The sequence below is a fragment of the Paenibacillus sp. FSL M7-1455 genome (assembly GCF_038004655.1).
Lineage (GTDB): Bacteria > Bacillota > Bacilli > Paenibacillales > Paenibacillaceae > Paenibacillus_AQ > Paenibacillus_AQ cookii.
On sequence record NZ_JBBORO010000001.1, the window covers coordinates 4,169,018 to 4,184,923 of the forward strand.

Genomic DNA, 15,906 nt, shown 5'->3' on the forward strand with positions numbered 1-15,906 from the left:
TTTCAAACTCCCCCCATTTCTCCGGATTCGTAAAGTATGCATGCAAGGGCAACCATACCCGCTGTTTCACAGCGCAGGATCCGTTTGCCGAGACCGACGCTGGCCGCTCCCGTTTCCTCCGCCTGACGGCATTCCTCCTCGCTGAACCCGCCTTCGGGACCCACGAGGAGCAGCACGCGCGGCGAACGGTCCGCCGGCATAACGCCGATGAACGGTTTCAACGCATCCCGCAGTTGGAGGCCTTCTTCCTTCTCATAGCAAAAATAAACGGCATCGTAGTTGCGGAACGTCGCCAAAAGCTGCTTCCAGCCAAGCGGCTGCTCCACCCGCGGAACCGTATTCCGGTGGCTTTGCTCGGCCGCTTCTTTCGCGATTTTGTTCCAGCGCTCCAGCCGCTTGGATTCCTTTTTGGCATCGTACTGGACGATCGTCCGCTCCGAAATGAACGGAACGAAGGAAACCGCGCCGATTTCGGTGCATTTCTGGATGACGGTCTCCATCTTGTCCCCTTTCGGCAGGCTCTGCGCAACCGTTACCTTCACGGCGGGTTCGTGCGTCATCTCCAGCGGCCGGACGATGGCCGCCGTGACCGTGCCGGATTCGATCGACGCAATTTCGACGAGCGCCTCGCGGGACACGCCGTCGCTGACGATGAACTGATCCCCGCTTTTGCCGCGCATGACCTTCGAAATATGGCGCGCATCCTCGCCGGATATGTCCACTGTATTTTCCTTGAACTGCTCAGGCGATACGAAATACCGCTGCATGTCATCAACATCCTATTGAAGATTTTGCAAAAATCCTGAATTTAAAAAAATCACAATCCTCATCATACAACATTTGCCCGCCCGATGACCAGTACATGTTTACCGGTCGGGCGCCCCCGGCCTATGACAAAATATGCAAAAAGACCTGCATGAAGTGGTAATACAAATCCCTTGCCAACTGATAGAGAGGCGAAATCGTATATCTTTGCAGCACCGGGATAAACAAAATAAGCAAAAAGATGAACACCGACCACTGCTCCACCTGCTGCAGCTTGCCCCTTACGCGGCCCGGAACGAGATCCTCCACGATCCGGTAGCCGTCCAGCGGCGGCAGCGGAATAAGGTTAAACAAAAACAGGAAAAAGTTCATCAGTCCGAACAGCTGGAAAAACATCATGATCGCTTCCAGCAGCTTTTCATTCGAAATCGACGCCAGCACGCCCGTGCTGATGAGCAGCGAATAGATGAACGTGCCGATGACCGCCAGGAAAAAGTTGCTCAAAGGACCTGCGGCCGACACGACCACGCCCATCAAGCGCGGGCTTTTGAAATTGTCGCGGTTGACCGGAACGGGCCTCGCCCAGCCGAAGCCGGCGATCAGGAGCAAAATGATCCCGAGCAGGTCGAAGTGAACCGCGGGATTTAACGTAACCCGGCCCAGCAGCTTCGCCGTCGGGTCGCCGAATTTATTGGCAAAATAAGCATGCGAAAATTCATGCACCGTAAAGGCGATGACCAGCACGACCAAATAAAAAGGGAGCTGTTCGAGCGGTACGCTGAGTATTTTGTTCAAAAAATCCATTATGACCTCTTTCTAGCTACAAATGCGACCCAGTCCTCATCGCGGCATACGTCCTCAATGGCAAAACCGGAATCCTCAAGTGCCTGCTGTACGATTTCCACTTTATTTTTATAAATGCCCGACGCGATATAAACGCCGCCCGGCTTAAGCGCCTGATACACGTCATCGATGAACAGCAAAATGATTTCGGCCAAAATGTTGGCCACGACGATATCGACCGGCAGCGTGATCCCCAGTTCGCTTCCGTCGCCGCCGCTTAGCAGCCCCAGCAGATCGCTTTCTTTTACCGTAATCTGCCGCTCCATGCCGTTCAGGGCCGTATTTTCGCGCGCGCTGGATACCGCCACGGGGTCCAGGTCCAGGGCAAGCACATGTTTTGCCCCGAGCAACACCGACCCGATGGACAAAATGCCCGAACCCGTTCCGACGTCGATGATTTCTTCTCCGCCTTTGATCACCTTCTCCAGTGTCCGCAGGCATAACGCCGTCGTCGGATGGGTGCCCGTGCCGAATGCCATGCCGGGGTCCAGCTCGATGATTTTTTCGGCTTCATGCTCCGGCTCGTATTCCTCCCAGGTCGGTTTGATCGTCAGCCGGTCGGAAACGCGCAGCGGCTTGAAATACTGCTTCCAGGCCGTCGCCCAATCATCCTCGTTGACCGTTTTGATCTCGTAACGGACATCTCCCGGATCGATCCCAAACTCGCGCAGCCCTTCGATTCTATGCTTCACTTCCTCCAAAATGTCCTCCACCTTGGATTCTTCCGAAAAATATCCTTTGATTTCGGCCTGTCCTTCAGGAATATCGTTAAGCGGCACCTCGTACCATTGACCGTAAGACGTGTCGCGCTTTTTGTTCAACGAACCGGATTCTTCGATCGAAACGCCGCCTGCCCCGGCTTCATGCAGGAAATTGGAAATCATCTCCACGGCTTCCTCTGTCGTATGTATCGTCATTTCATGCCATAACATCGTAATTCATCTTCCTCCTCAACTCGTGCATAGCTTTTATTGTACTATACATGGGCTGCCGAGTACAAAATTTTAAGGAAATTAGCCGTTAACCTTCGATTCAGCTGATAAAAAAATAACCGCGCCAAGGCTTTGTCAGCTTGTGCACGGTTATCGAGGCGGATTCCCGCATCAAGGTTTGGGGGAGGTCCAGCCGTCATCCATCTTGCGCAGCTGGCGCTCGTCGGCGGCTTCGCTGCGGCGGATCGCTTCCACGTCGTCCGCGTCGGCAAGCGCCCCGGAAAATTCGACGTCTTCGTTTTTCATGGACATCAGTTCCTTGATTTTTTCCGTTTTGGTCATAATGCGTCCCTTTTTATCACGGCTTGCCACTATTTCGCACCTCTTTCGAATTGGTAAACGTGTCTTCAAGACAGCCATCCTTAGGAAAAGTTACACAAATCCGCCCGCTTCTTCGATAATTTTCATCGCTTTATCGAAGGATTCTTCCTCGACCACGACGGTCAGCAAAATATCCCGTCCGGTCGGACCTCCCTGGCCCCCGTCGCTCATGCCGCTGGCCGACGTGTTCGTGGCGGCCAGCACCCCGGCATCGCCGCCGATCGTGTTCCCGAACGTCACGGAGCTCAGGCTGTCCATGCCGGTAAGGTTCCGGTCCCCATAAGGGTCGGTCCCCGGGTACATGCTGAAGCGGTCGATCGACATGTCCACGACGCGCAGCGACTGCAGCTTCCGGGACACGCTTTCGGCTTCTTCCGGGCTTTTGAAATAAGCCAAAATATTTTTTTCGCTCAAAACGCTCACCTGCCTGTCGTATGTCTTCCTTGGCTGTTGCATAGGCTTTCCTGCCTTTGGTTAGATTTTGCCTTATGCGGACCGAATATGCGCCGGATTCCGACGAAAGCGCGGCTAGCCGGCTTTGGACACGAAAAAAACCGGCCAACAAATGGCCGGTTCCCCGTCGTGCGTATATATCCATTATTCCCCGCGGAAAGCGCGTTTCATGCGGTCGAAAAACGATTGTTCATGCTCGTGCGTCTGCTCGCCGTCAAGGGCGGCAAACTGGCGAAGCAGCTCTTTCTGCTCATCGCTCAGCTTGCTTGGCGTAACGACGACGACCTTCACGTGCTGGTCGCCTTGCCCGATGCCGCGCAGGCGCGGAACGCCTTTGCCCCGCAAACGGAAATAAGTTCCCGTTTGGGTGCCCGCAGGAATTTTCAGCTTCACTTTTTCCGTCAGCGTCGGGATTTCGATCTCGTCCCCAAGCGCGGCCTGGGCGAAGGTCAGCGGAATTTCGCAGTAGATGTCGTCCCCTTCGCGTTCGAAGAAATCATGGGATTTGACCCGAATGACGATGTAAAGGTCGCCCGAAGGGCCGCCGCGCAGGCCGCCTTCGCCTTCGCCCGTCATGCGGAGCTGGGCGCCGTCGTCCACGCCGGCAGGAATTTTGACATGAATTTTGCGCTGCTTTTTCACTTTGCCGCTGCCGCCGCAAGTCGAGCATTTATCCTTGATGATCTGGCCGGTGCCGTTACAGTTCGAACAGCTGCGGCGGTTCACCATGCGCCCGAACGGCGTGTTTTGTACCACTTCCTGCTGGCCGGAGCCGTGGCACACGGAACAGGTTTGCGGCTTCGTGCCCGGCTTGGCGCCGGTTCCGTGGCAGGTGTCGCAGTTTTCCGTGCGCGGAATCGTAATATCCTTTTCCACGCCGAATACCGCTTCCTTGAATTCGATGGTCATCGTATATTGAAGGTCATTCCCCCGCTGCGGCGCATTCGGGTCGCGACGGCCGCCGCCGCCGAAAAACATGTCGAAAATGTCGCCGAAGCCGCCAAAATCCGCTCCCTGGAATCCTCCGCCCATGCCCTGGTTCGGATCGATATGTCCGTACTGGTCATAAGTGGCGCGTTTTTGGCTGTCGCTGAGCACGTCATAAGCTTCCTTGACTTCCTTGAACTTGGCTTCGGCGTCAGCCGCTTTGTTGACGTCCGGGTGATATTGGCGGGCCAGCTTGCGGTAAGCTTTTTTGATTTCGTCTTCCGAAGCGTTTTTGCCGACGCCAAGCACCTCATAATAATCACGCTTATCAGCCACTCTTCCACCCCCGTTGTGTCCTCTGGAATATGCCGCTCATGGAAAAAGGAAAGCCGAAGCACCTGGGATGCCCCGGCTTTGACCTTCCCTTCCTGAACATAACTTTCTTAAGGTTAACCTTGTTTTTTATCCTCGTCAACAACCTCGTAATCCGCGTCGACGACGTTGTCCTTTTTAGCTGCGCCTTCCTGGCCGCCTTGAGCCCCTTCTGCGCCTTGCTGAGCCTGAGCCGCTTGCTCATACAACTTCACGGAAAGCTGCTGCACGATTTCGGTCAACTCTTCGGTTGCTTTTTTGATTTGCTCGAGGTCGTCGGATTCGATCGCCGCTTTCACTTTGTCTTTGGCTGCGTTCGCTTTTTCCACTTCCGCCGCATCGACTTTGTCGCCGAGGTCCTTGATCGTTTTTTCGGTGGAATATACGAGCTGGTCGGCGTTGTTTTTCGCTTCAACCAATTCTTTGCGTTTGCGGTCTTCCTCGGCATGCGCCTCGGCGTCTTTCATCATGCGTTCCACTTCCTCGTCGCTGAGGCCGCTGGAAGAAGTGATCGTGATTTTTTGCGTTTTGTTCGTGCCTTTATCCGTAGCGGACACGTTGACGATCCCGTTCGCGTCGATGTCGAACGTAACTTCGATTTGCGGCACGCCGCGAGGTGCCGGAGGGATGTCCCCAAGCATAAAGCGTCCCAGCGTTTTGTTGCCGGCCGCCATTTGGCGTTCGCCCTGCAGCACATGGATTTCCACGCTTGGCTGGTTGTCGGCGTACGTAGAGAAAATCTGCGATTTGCTTGTAGGGATCGTCGTGTTGCGCTCGATCATTTTCGTGAATACGCCGCCTGCGGTTTCGATACCGAGGGACAGCGGAGTTACGTCCAGCAATACGACGTCTTTGACGTCGCCCGTCAGCACGCCGGCTTGCACCGCTGCGCCCAGCGCGACGACTTCGTCAGGGTTTACGCCTTTATGAGGCTCTTTGCCCGTCAGTTTTTTGATCGCTTCCTGAACGGCAGGAATACGCGTCGAGCCGCCGACAAGCACGACTTTGTCGATGTCGTTCGGAGTCATGCCCGCATCGCTGAGCGCTTGACGGGTAGGACCCAGCGTACGTTCGACGAGGTCTGCGGAGATCTCTTCGAATTTGGCCCGGGTCAGGTTCACTTCCAAGTGCTGAGGAACGCCGTCGACGACCGTGATGAACGGCAGGGAGATCGTCGTGGTCAGTACGCCGGAAAGTTCTTTTTTCGCTTTTTCCGCCGCGTCTTTCAGACGCTGAACGGCCGCTTTGTCTTTGCTCAGGTCGATGCCCTGTTCTTTTTTGAACTCGTTGACGAGGTAATCGATGATGACTTGGTCGAAGTCGTCGCCGCCCAGGTGGTTGTCGCCGCTGGTCGCTTTTACTTCGAAGAAGCCGTCGCCCAGTTCCAGGATGGATACGTCGAACGTACCGCCGCCAAGGTCATAAACCAGGATCGTTTGGTCTTCCGATTTTTCGAGGCCGTAGGCCAGCGCTGCCGCCGTCGGTTCGTTGACGATCCGGAGAACTTCCAGGCCCGCGATTTTGCCCGCGTCTTTCGTTGCTTGGCGCTGGCTGTCGTTAAAGTATGCAGGAACCGTAATGACCGCTTGGGTCACCGGCTGTCCCAGATAGGCTTCGGCATCGGATTTCAGCTTCTGCAAAATCATCGCCGAAATTTCTTGCGGCGTATATTCTTTGCCGTCGATGACTTCCTTGTGGTTGGAGCCCATATGGCGTTTGATGGAGATGATGGTACGGTCAGGGTTCGTAATGGCCTGGCGTTTTGCCGTTTCGCCGACGATGCGCTCGCCGTCTTTTTTGAAACCGACGACCGAAGGGGTCGTGCGCGCGCCTTCCGGGTTCGGGATTACGACTGCTTCGCCGCCTTCCATCACGGCTACGCAGGAGTTGGTTGTTCCAAGGTCAATACCGATAACTTTACTCATGAGAAAATATCCTCCTTCATTTATGAATCAGACGCTTTATATTCAAAAGCCGCCGAATTACATGCTGACTTTGACCATGGCCGGTCGCAGCACTCTATCTTTTAGCATGTAGCCCTTTTGGACTTCCTCAACGACGATGCCTTCTTCGTATTCTTCGCTTTCCACCTGCATGATCGCTTGATGGAATTCGGGGTTAAACGGCTTTCCTACCGAATCCATCGCTTCAAGGCCTTCAGCCTTCAGCACGCCTTCGAGCTGGCGGAAAATCATGCCCACGCCCTTGGCGAAAGATTCGATCTCGGCATTGTCGCCGGCAGCGGAAATCGCCCGGTCAAAATTGTCGATGATCGGCAGCAGTTCCGTAATCAGCTTGGAGGAAGCGTATTTAGCAAAATCCTCTTTTTCCTTCAAGGTCCGTTTGCGGAAGTTGTCAAAATCCGCTTGGGTCCGCAGTGCGCGCTGCTGATATTCGTCGGCAAGCGATTGAAGACGCTGTACCTCGCTTTGAAGCTGCGCCGGGTCAACCGCTCCCGCATGTTCCTCTTCCGCAGAAGAAGCATCTGTGCCCGCCTCGGCAGCCGCTTTTTCTTGTTCGGCCGCTTCCTCGATGTTTTGGTTTTCATTCAATTCGTTTTCGTTTTCTTGAAATTGCTGGTTTTCTTTCAAGATGTCTTCACCTCCTTAATATGCTCTATCTTTTTTGGCGTCGAACTTACTTTTCTTTAGCGACTCTTTAGCGACGTTCATTCATTTCGGCTGCCTCTCATCTTGATGACGTTATGAATGCGCAGCACGGCCGCCGCGACTTCGCCGGCCGTCAGCAGTCCATGGATTTTAACGAGCGCGGGATCGACGATGCCTTGATCCTCGTAATGGATGACAAGCCCGGTATCGCAATCGATGCCCATGCCGTCGCAATGTTCAGCCAGCTGCGCGGCACGGGCCTCTTCCATTTTTTCGAGCGGATTGTAGCCGGCGTTCAATAGAATTTGAGCCATCGGCTTGCGCAGGGCGGCGGCCACGGCGGCAATGCCGTAGGCTTCCATCCCCTTCACCGCCTCGCGTCGGCGCTCCAGCTCGTAGGAAACGGCAAGCTCCGCGGTCCCGCCGCCGGGAAGAATCCCGCCGGAGATGGCCGCCTGCAGCGCGGAGGCCGCATCCGCGGCAATCCGGGCCGCTTCGCCGACGACCTCGGCCGTGCTGGCCCCGACGATCAGCGTGACGACAGGGTCTTCCTTCTGTCCGCCGCTGCGGATCCGTACGCGCTCCAGCTGTTCGTCGTAACGCGCCTGCGGAGTAAAGCCGAGCTGTCTTGACAACGACTCCGGCTCCTTATGTAAAGCCGTCCGCCGCAGCGGCACGGCTCCCGTCATCAGGCTGACGCGGGCCAGGTCCTTCCGGCTTACCCGGGGAACCACCATGATGCCGTGGTCCATGCAGAACTGCTCGGCATCCGGATGTATTCCCTTTTCAAGCAAAATCAGGCCAACGCCAAGTTCCGCCAGCACATGCAAATCGCGGGCAAATCGTTCCCGCAGCTCCATATAGCGGGCAAAACCGGCCTCGGTCGTCAACACTTCCTCATCCAACGTTTCCGGCTCGAGCGCATCGTGCAAAATAAGGATGCGGGTATCGGAAAGATCCGGGGCATCATGCGGATACAAAGGCGCCTGTCTCAGCAGAAGTCCTTCAAATACTTCATTATTGCCTTTTTCGTGGGCCGTAACCGCCTCGGCGAGGGAATAGGAAGGATCTCTCAGCTTGCGCAGCCCGACGATCCCGGCTGCTTCCATGACAAGCGAGACGATCTCCTCCCGTTCCCTGCCGGCAACATAGACGGCTTTGGCGAGCAAAGGATCGTCCAGGTCGCCGATCTCCCTCGCCCTGCTCCGGAGGGAATCGGCCGCCATGCGGACGCCCTGCTGCATGCCGGCCACGACTTTGGATGCAGGCACCCCTTTGACGATTTGGGCGACGCCTTCCTGAACGAGCGCTCCGGCCAGGACGGTGGCCGTCGTCGTGCCGTCTCCGACTTTTTGCTGCTGCGACCGGGCCACCTGGATCAGGAGCCTGGCCGCAGGATGGCTGACGTCCATTTTATCGAGGATGGTTACCCCGTCGTTGGTAATGATCACTTCCCCGCGGTCTCCCACCAGCATGACGTCAAGCCCTTTGGGTCCGAGGGTTCCTTCGACCGCCGAGGTGACGGCGCGAACGGCGTTGCTGTTGTTAAGCAGCGAAGCGTAACGTTCCTCGCCTTCACGCACCGGCTGCTGACCTTGACTCATCCGTCTTCCAGCCTCCCTTATTTATTCAGCTTCGACAGCATCGCGGTCAGATCCTTGGACAAAATGCCGAGCAGGCTCATCACCTTGGCGTATTCCATCCGCGTAGGGCCCAAAATGCCGATCGTTCCAAGCGCTTCCCCGTCCAGCGAATAAGTCGCCGTGATCAGGCTGCAGTTGGCAAACGCCTCGTGGTCGTTTTCGGTGCCGATCCGCACCTGAACCCCGGCCGCCCCCTGCATCGAAGCCATCATTTTCGTCAGCGTCGGCGTCTCTTCAAGAAGATCCAAAATATCCTTCACTTTCTCGACGTCTTTGAACTCGGGCTGCGTAAGCATATTCGTCGCGCCGCTCAAATACACGCGCTGGTCGGACTCTTCTTCGACGAATATGTTGTCCAGGATGCTCATGATCTCTTCGAAATTGGTCAAATGACGCTGCATTTCCTGGCCGAGCTCGCGATAGAGCCTCGTTTTCAGCTTGTAGAGCGGAACGTTCACCAGTTTGCTGTTCAGCAGGTTCACCACTTTTTCCATCTCCGAAACGGAAACGCCTGGCGGCACGGACACCGTTTTGCTTTCGACCTGGCCCGTGCTGGTCACGATAATCGCCACTGCGGTCGTTTCGTTTAAGGAAAGCAGCTGAAAATGACGCAATGACGTATGAAAAACTTCCGGCCCAAGCAGGATGGAAGTGTAGTTGGTGATATTGGAAAGAATCATGGCCGCATGCTGGATCACCTGCTCCGTGGCGTTCAGCTTTTCCGCGAAAAAAGCGCGCAGCGTGCGCAGCTCGGCGGAAAAATTCTGGTACGTCGGATCAAGGTGGTCCACGTAATATCGATAACCTTTATGAGAAGGGATGCGCCCGGCCGATGTATGTGGCTGCTCCAAAAAACCAAGCTCCTCCAAATCAGCCATTTCGTTCCGTATGGTCGCAGGACTAAAGCCGACATCTCCCCGTTTCGATATGCTGCGCGAGCCGACAGGTTCCGCAGAACGGATGTAATCGTCCACGATGGCATTCAGGATTAATCTTTGGCGTTCGGTTAGCATGTCTTCCCCTCCCTTTGGTCGTTCATTTTGCATCGTTAGCACTCGACTCTAACGAGTGCTAACCACTACTACAAAAATACCAAACTGACCTGAGCATTGTCAAGTCGGTTCGGCATGTGCGGGGGATTCTGTGCTTGCGTCACGATTGGCGGTTTAAGGCGCCCTGGTCTCCATTCTTCACGGTCAAGTCCCGCACCTGAAACAAAACCGCTTCCTCGCAACCCTGAACACCGGGTTTGCTTGAAAGCGGTCCACGTTTGATCTCCATAAACGGTATTAATCCAGCATCTTCAGCACGGCGATCTCGTCGCAGCAGGACTGCTTGCTGCAGTTCACGCAGTCGGTCCACACCTTTTCCGGAAAGATCTCCTTCTCCACGACCGAAAAGCCGTTTTTCACGAAAAAGGATACCTCGTACGTCAACGCCATCATTTTCGGAATGCCCTGCCGTCTGGCTTCCTCGGTCAGCTTGTTTACGAGCATCGAACCGATGCCGAGTCCCTTGTACCCGTCCATGATCCCCAAGGACCGGATTTCGACCAAGTCGTTTCCGAGGCGGCATAACGAGCCGCAGCCGATGACGGTGCCGTCCACTTCCGCCACGACGAACTGGTCGAGCTGCTTCTCCAGCACCTTGCGGGACCGGGGCAGCATAATCCCTTTTTTCGCATATCCATCGATCATCTGAAAAAGCGGCTCGATATCCTCCGGGACCGCAACCCTGCACGTCACTACAGCCGGCATCCTACTTCTCCTCCTATTCGAGGATGGAGCAAAGCAGGCTAGGGCCCGGGGACTTTTGCGCATCCTCTACGCGTCGCTGTTTTATAATATGAATAAATATACAACATCGCGTATAGAAGTGCAAGCCTATTCTTTGACCGTCAAATACCCGATAAATTCGCCGAATACGTCGTTTCCGAACAAGAGCCCCTTTTCGCTGAGGCGGTATCCCGCATCCGTCGGTTCGAGCAGACCCGCATCCAGCATTTTATGCAGCGGCTCCGCAAACACGTCTTCGATCCCGACTCCGAACTGATCCTCGAAATGACGGTTCGACACCCCGCTCAGCACGCGCAGTCCGACCATCATGAAATCCTCCATCGCTTCCTCGCGGGAAACCTCGAACGACTCCAGCCGCGGCAGCCCTTCCTTCGTCGCTTCCGTATACGGGTTGACGCCTTTAATGTTCATGTGGCGCCGGCGCCCGACATAGCCGTGAGCCCCCGCCCCAAGCCCGTAATAATCTTCGTTCAGCCAATACGCCATGTTGTGGCGGCTGTGATAACCGGGTTTGGCAAAATTGCTGATCTCATATTGCACGTAGCCGGCTTTTTTCATCCGCTCCATTAATAGAAGGTACATCTTCAGCTCTTCGTCTTCGCTTGGGAGCGGCAGCTGGTTTTTTTTGTACATCGTATGGAAAAGCGTGTTTTCCTCGACCTTCAGGCTGTAAATGGAATAATGCGGCAGGTCGAGCGCCAGCGCTTTGTCCACGCTTTCGGCAAGCATGTCCACCGTCTGGTTCGGCAGGCCGAACATCAGGTCGATCGACAGGTTTTCGAAGCCGGCTTTGCGGGCGTTTTCGAGGCTTTGGTACACGTCGTCCGTATCATGGATGCGCCCGATGCCCTGAAGCAGCTCGTTCTGGAACGATTGCACGCCGAAGCTGACGCGGTTGACGCCGCCTTCGCGCATGACCGACAGCTTTTCGAGGTCCGTCGTACCCGGGTTTGCCTCCATCGAAAACTCGATGTCTTCGGCCCAATCCGGAAAATAGGTGCGGACCGTCTTCAGGAAGTAGGCCATCTCGTCCGGCTTCAGCACGGTCGGCGTGCCGCCGCCGACGAAAATGGACCGGATGACGCCCGGCGGAACCTCCTTGACCGTCCGTTCCATTTCGCGTTCAAGCCCCTGCAAATATTCCATGACCGGCTGATTTTTCAGCACGTAGGAATTGAAATCGCAATAAAAGCACTTGTTCGTGCAAAAGGGAATGTGAAGATAGACCGCCTGCGGTTTCGGTGTTCCTTGGGATCGGTCGCTCGCCGTTTGCGGCTGTAATGCTGTCATGGTTCAATTCCCTCCTTGTTCTGTACATTTTAAAAAAGCCCCAACCCCGTAGGGCTAAAGCTCCGAAACCGGCGCATCCTTTTTCGGGAATGAAAACGAATACGCCCTATAATCATGGGAAAAGCCGCTCCAGCGGCTCTTCCGTCACATTGAACTTAGTTGTCGTCGATTTTCAGGACGGCCATGAACGCTTCCTGCGGCACTTCGACGGAGCCGACCTGCTTCATGCGTTTTTTGCCTTCCTTTTGTTTCTCCAGCAGCTTCCGCTTCCGCGAAATGTCGCCGCCGTAACATTTGGCAAGGACGTTTTTGCGCATCGCTTTGACGGTTTCGCGGGCCACGACCTTCGTTCCGACGGAGGCCTGGATCGGCACCTCGAACATTTGGCGCGGAATCAGCTCGCGCAGCTTTTCGCAAATGACCCGCCCGCGCTGGTAAGCCCGGTCGCGGTGCACGATAAACGACAAAGCGTCCACCTGCTCGCCGTTCAGCAAAATGTCCATTTTCACGAGATTGGATTTCCGGTACCCCGACATTTCATAGTCGAACGAGGCGTACCCTTTGGTTCCGGATTTCAGCTGGTCGAAGAAATCGTATACGATTTCCGACAGCGGGATTTCGTACGTGATCGTGACCCGGGTCGTATCCAGGTACTCCATGTTCACGAATTCGCCGCGTTTGCCCTGGCACAGCTCCATGACCGTACCCACGTAATCGTTCGGCACGATGATCGCCGCTTTGACGTAAGGCTCTTCCACCGAATCGATTTTGCCGATTTCCGGATAGTTCGACGGGTTGTCGATCTCGATGACGTCGCCGTTCGTCAGCGTAACGCGGTAAATAACGCTCGGCGCCGTCGTGATGAGCGGAATGTTGAACTCCCGCTCGATGCGCTCCTGGATGATCTCCATATGAAGGAGTCCGAGGAATCCGCAGCGGAAGCCGAAGCCGAGGGCGCTCGAGGTTTCCGGCTCGAAGCTGAGCGACGCGTCGTTCAGCTGGAGCTTCTCCAGCGCTTCGCGCAAATCGTTGTATTCCGACGTTTCGATCGGGTACAAACCGCAGTACACCATCGGATTGATTTTGCGGTAGCCCGGCAGCGGCTCCGGCGTCGGGTTTTTCGCGTCCGTGACGGTATCGCCGACCCGGGTATCCCCGACATGCTTGATGCCGGCCACGATGAAGCCGACGTCGCCGACCTTGAGTTCGTCCACGATCGTCATCCGCGGCTTGAACGCCCCGACTTCGATGACCTCGAACGTTTTGTTCGTCGCCATCATTTTGATTTTGGAGCCGGCTTTAATGCTGCCGTTGACGACGCGGACATAGACGATGACGCCTTTGTACGGGTCGTAATGCGAGTCGAAAATGAGGGCCTTCAGCGGCTCGTCCGCTTCGCCGGACGGCGGCGGAACCTGCTTGACGATCTGCTCCAAAATTTCCTTGATCCCGATCCCCGCCTTGGCCGAAGCAAGCACGGCTTCGCTGGCGTCGAGGCCGATGACGTCTTCGATTTCCTGCTTGACGCGGTCCGGATCGGCGCTCGGCAGGTCGATTTTGTTGATGACCGGAATGATCTCCAAATTGTTGTCCAAAGCCAAATACACGTTGGCCAGCGTCTGGGCTTCGATTCCCTGCGCGGCGTCCACGACGAGCAGCGCGCCTTCGCATGCGGCGAGGCTTCGCGACACTTCATAGGTAAAATCGACGTGTCCCGGCGTGTCGATCAAATTGAGCAAATATTCCTGGCCGTCATCCGCCTTGTATGTAAGATGTACGGCCTGCAGCTTGATCGTAATGCCGCGTTCGCGTTCCAAATCCATCTGATCGAGCACCTGATCCTGCATTTCACGGGACGTCAGCGCGCCGGTGTACTCCAAAATCCGGTCGGCGAGCGTCGATTTGCCGTGGTCTATATGTGCAATGATGCAGAAATTCCGAATATTTTTTTGCCTTGCTTGTACGTCTGTCATGCCCTACCCCCAAAACAGCCTGATGTGTCAATCAATTCATTATAGCAGTTGAAATAAAGGCGGGCAATCCCACTGGCGGGCCGGAATTACTCGGTGATGGAATCGAAGACGGAGACGACCAGCCGGATGCCTTTTTGCGATAGATTTTGCAGCAGCCCGGCCGTTTTGTCCGCCAGAACGTCCACCGTCGGTTTGCCCGTCTCCGGCGACAGAATTTGCTCCGGCGTTTGCGGGCCGTCTTCCTTCGCTTCGACCTGCTCGGGCTCTTTTTCCTCGACCTTGAAACGGTTCGAGCTTTTGGGCGCAGGGGCTTGTCCATTGCCCGCCGCCGCGGCTTGGGTGCTTGCGTATGCCGGGTTTTTCCCGGAGTCGGGGGCGGGCCCGCCGGGGCTTGCAAGCTGCATGCCGACCAGCACGCCGATGCCGGCCCAAACGCCCACCATCCAAATTCTTTTCGCCCATTTCGACATGACCGGTCTCTCCTTCCATCCATTTCCGTCTTCGCTTTGGATTAACTGCCGGACCCTGCTTTTTGCGCGGAACCCGACTTGTCGGCGCTGGCTTTCTCCGCTTTCTGTTCCTTGAAATACACTTCGGCGATCATTTGCGCCAGGACGTCCGCGGTTCTCTTCAATTCTTCCTCGGTGCTGTCGATGCCGCCGACTTCGATCAAAATGCTGTGCTCCGACAGGGATTGGTTATATTCGCCGTTGCCTTGAGATGAAGTTTTGCCCCAAACTCCGCGCGATATTCCCGGATACGCTTTCTCCAAACGCTCGTGGATGGCATTGGCGAACGCCTCGTTTTTCCGCCAGTTTTTGTTGGCGTGGCCGATGATGAAAAACACCTGGGCATAATTTTTTCCATGAATGGACGTTGTCGTTTTCCCGTGTTTTTGGGAATCCCGGTGGATGTCGATCAAGTAGGCAAGCCCGCTGTTTTGCGCCATGGCCTCTTTAACCGTTTGACGGGAATATTTATATGAATAGTTATAATTGTAATTATCAACGGCCGACATATAGTCTTTTTGCGAATGGATCGCCCCTACCCCCATCTTTTCCAGCTTGTCGGCCACGTATTTCCCGACCAGCATGACGTTTTTGTCGGGCGACGTGGAGCTCGGGTTGTCGCTGGTTTTGCCCAGCAGCGGGTTATACGCCTCTCTCGGGTGCGAGTGGTAGATCATCACGACCTTTTTGCCTGCGTTTGCGGCGGGCGGCGTCTGCGCTTTGTCCTGCCCTTTCGGCTCCTGCTTGGCCGCTCCCGGATTTCCGGGCTCTTTTTTGGCGCCGGGCTCGGGCTCTTTCGCCGGCGGCTTCTCCGCCTCTTTGGGTTCCTCTGCTTTGGACGGCTGCTCGCTTTTGCCCTCCGTTTCGGGTTCGGGCGGCAGATGGAAATCTTCGGGCGGGTCTAAGTTCTGGTTGCCGGAGGCGCTTCTCAGCAGCACCGGATCGGTCGTCCCCATGCCCGGCATTTCCTTGGCCAGCAGGCTTTTCGGATCGCGGGGATTCACGCTCGTCAGCATTTGAAACACGAAGGTGGTCATTTTTTCGCCCGAAAACGCCGACGTTCCCTTTTCCTTATCCAGATGCGGCACCTCCATCCCCAGCATGTCCATAAAAAACCCGCTGGACAGCGATCCCGCAAAACCTTTCATGGACGAAACGGGGGAGGTGTTCAATTTGTTTTCCGCCATCCCGCCCAGCCCCAGCATGACAAAAAATAGAAACGACCCGAGCATCAGCAGCAAAAACGTCCGCCCCATCGACAGCATATGCAGCATCTTCGTTCTCCATTTGCGGATATTCCACAGTCGAAATCCATTTCTCATTGTGTCGTCCTCCTGAACTCTCTTATACTTCAAAACTATGAGCCCGGAAGATTCGCTAGAACCAAAAATGATATATTTGCGAGAAAAAAAA

15 protein-coding genes are annotated in these 15,906 nt (G+C 55.5%); all 15 read right to left on the reverse strand.

Annotation, left to right across the window (positions count from 1 at the left end):
* Nucleotides 1-2: 2 nt before the first annotated feature.
* The 15 genes from NYE48_RS19275 to NYE48_RS19345 all read right to left on the reverse strand — a co-directional run bounded on the left by NYE48_RS19275 (nucleotide 3) and on the right by NYE48_RS19345 (nucleotide 15,815).
* Nucleotides 3-767 (reverse strand): 16S rRNA (uracil(1498)-N(3))-methyltransferase, encoded by a 765-nt coding sequence (locus NYE48_RS19275; RefSeq protein ID WP_036712341.1) that lies wholly within the window; start codon nucleotides 765-767, stop codon nucleotides 3-5.
* Nucleotides 768-888: 121 nt separating this feature from the next.
* On the reverse strand, nucleotides 889-1,569 hold the full coding sequence (locus tag NYE48_RS19280; RefSeq protein ID WP_340999722.1) for a site-2 protease family protein: 681 nt from the start codon (nucleotides 1,567-1,569) through the stop codon (nucleotides 889-891).
* Nucleotides 1,569-2,540 (reverse strand): 50S ribosomal protein L11 methyltransferase, encoded by a 972-nt coding sequence (gene prmA / locus NYE48_RS19285; RefSeq protein ID WP_036712345.1) that lies wholly within the window; start codon nucleotides 2,538-2,540, stop codon nucleotides 1,569-1,571. Before prmA ends, NYE48_RS19280 begins: the two co-directional genes overlap by 1 nt.
* A 171-nt stretch (nucleotides 2,541-2,711) precedes the next feature.
* Complete coding sequence (locus NYE48_RS19290; protein WP_246536537.1) at nucleotides 2,712-2,882, reverse strand: YfhD family protein; 171 nt, start codon at nucleotides 2,880-2,882, stop codon at nucleotides 2,712-2,714.
* Between the two features lie 90 nt (nucleotides 2,883-2,972).
* Nucleotides 2,973-3,335 (reverse strand): hypothetical protein, encoded by a 363-nt coding sequence (locus tag NYE48_RS19295; protein ID WP_212947238.1) that lies wholly within the window; start codon nucleotides 3,333-3,335, stop codon nucleotides 2,973-2,975.
* A 183-nt stretch (nucleotides 3,336-3,518) separates the two neighbouring features.
* The gene (gene dnaJ / locus NYE48_RS19300; RefSeq protein WP_212947240.1) at nucleotides 3,519-4,637 is read right to left on the reverse strand and encodes a molecular chaperone DnaJ; all 1,119 of its coding nucleotides are present in this window, start codon (nucleotides 4,635-4,637) and stop codon (nucleotides 3,519-3,521) included.
* Nucleotides 4,638-4,750: 113 nt separating this feature from the next.
* Nucleotides 4,751-6,598, reverse strand: a complete 1,848-nt coding sequence (gene dnaK, locus NYE48_RS19305; RefSeq protein WP_212947241.1) for a molecular chaperone DnaK — start codon at nucleotides 6,596-6,598, stop codon at nucleotides 4,751-4,753.
* 57 nt (nucleotides 6,599-6,655) lie between these two features.
* Nucleotides 6,656-7,264 carry a nucleotide exchange factor GrpE gene (grpE, locus tag NYE48_RS19310; protein ID WP_212947242.1) on the reverse strand — a complete coding sequence of 203 codons (609 nt, stop codon included), beginning with the start codon at nucleotides 7,262-7,264 and terminating at the stop codon, nucleotides 6,656-6,658.
* Between the two features lie 77 nt (nucleotides 7,265-7,341).
* Nucleotides 7,342-8,886 carry a TCP-1/cpn60 chaperonin family protein gene (locus NYE48_RS19315; RefSeq protein ID WP_212947243.1) on the reverse strand — a complete coding sequence of 515 codons (1,545 nt, stop codon included), beginning with the start codon at nucleotides 8,884-8,886 and terminating at the stop codon, nucleotides 7,342-7,344.
* Between the two features lie 17 nt (nucleotides 8,887-8,903).
* A complete protein-coding gene (gene hrcA, locus NYE48_RS19320) occupies nucleotides 8,904-9,938 on the reverse strand; it encodes a heat-inducible transcriptional repressor HrcA (protein ID WP_036712360.1) in 1,035 nt (344 codons plus the stop codon).
* A gap of 276 nt (nucleotides 9,939-10,214) precedes the next feature.
* Nucleotides 10,215-10,682: an N-acetyltransferase gene (locus NYE48_RS19325; RefSeq protein ID WP_340999723.1), complete on the reverse strand. Its 468-nt coding sequence runs from the start codon at nucleotides 10,680-10,682 to the stop codon at nucleotides 10,215-10,217.
* Nucleotides 10,683-10,808: 126 nt separating this feature from the next.
* Complete coding sequence (gene hemW, locus NYE48_RS19330; protein WP_340999724.1) at nucleotides 10,809-12,011, reverse strand: radical SAM family heme chaperone HemW; 1,203 nt, start codon at nucleotides 12,009-12,011, stop codon at nucleotides 10,809-10,811.
* A gap of 155 nt (nucleotides 12,012-12,166) precedes the next feature.
* Nucleotides 12,167-13,984 (reverse strand): translation elongation factor 4, encoded by a 1,818-nt coding sequence (gene lepA / locus NYE48_RS19335; protein WP_212947251.1) that lies wholly within the window; start codon nucleotides 13,982-13,984, stop codon nucleotides 12,167-12,169.
* Between the two features lie 86 nt (nucleotides 13,985-14,070).
* On the reverse strand, nucleotides 14,071-14,454 hold the full coding sequence (locus tag NYE48_RS19340; protein ID WP_340999725.1) for a hypothetical protein: 384 nt from the start codon (nucleotides 14,452-14,454) through the stop codon (nucleotides 14,071-14,073).
* Nucleotides 14,455-14,495: 41 nt separating this feature from the next.
* The gene (locus tag NYE48_RS19345; RefSeq protein WP_340999726.1) at nucleotides 14,496-15,815 is read right to left on the reverse strand and encodes a stage II sporulation protein P; all 1,320 of its coding nucleotides are present in this window, start codon (nucleotides 15,813-15,815) and stop codon (nucleotides 14,496-14,498) included.
* Nucleotides 15,816-15,906 lie beyond the last annotated feature (91 nt).